Origin of the sequence: Bowmanella yangjiangensis, from assembly GCF_017255015.1 — a bacterium.
In the GTDB taxonomy this organism is placed as follows: Bacteria; Pseudomonadota; Gammaproteobacteria; order Enterobacterales; family Alteromonadaceae; genus Bowmanella; species Bowmanella yangjiangensis.
In genome coordinates, this window is record NZ_JAFKCS010000471.1 from 1 (window position 1) to 590 (window position 590).

At 64.1% G+C, this 590-nt stretch carries 1 protein-coding gene; it reads left to right on the top strand.

Annotated elements, in window-relative coordinates; translation table 11 throughout:
- Positions 1–29 precede the first annotated feature (29 nt).
- A partial coding sequence (locus tag J0A65_RS25215) for a GGDEF domain-containing protein (protein WP_206596962.1) occupies positions 30–590 on the top strand: 561 nt, incomplete at its 3' end.

Sequence of the window (590 nt, forward strand, 5' to 3'; positions counted from 1 at the left end):
CCATGCGCTGCTGCCAGTTGGCCGCCTGCGTGGACGTCGCCTTCCTGTTCATCTTCCTCGGCCTCGGTTCCCCCATCCTCGGCTGGGTGAACGTGATCAGCGTGGCCATGTACGTCTACGCCTATCGCGCCTTCAAGCAGCGGCGCAACCGCCTGGCGGTGATGCTGATCCGCATCGAAGTGCTGGTGCATGCGGGGCTGGGCACGCTGATGGTCGGCTGGGAGAGTGGCTTTCACTACTACCTGCTGATGTTCATCCCGGCGCTGTTCGTCAGCATGCGGGCACGCAGCGCCTGGATACTCGCCATCTGCCTGTGGGCCTACTACGTGGGGCTGGACGTCCTGATGTGGTACCTGCCACCGCTGCAACCGATCTCGTCGAACGCCCTGCTGGCCGTGCATGTCTTCAACCTGACGGTGGTGTTCTGCATGTTCAGCTACCTGGCGCTGTTCTACGTGGTCACCGTGACCCGCGCGCACAAGAAGCTGGCACGCATGGCCACCACCGACCCGCTGACCGGGCTGTTCAACCGCCGCCACCTGATCAGCCTGGCCGAGAAGGTGCAGCAGCCGGCCGAGATGACCCTGATG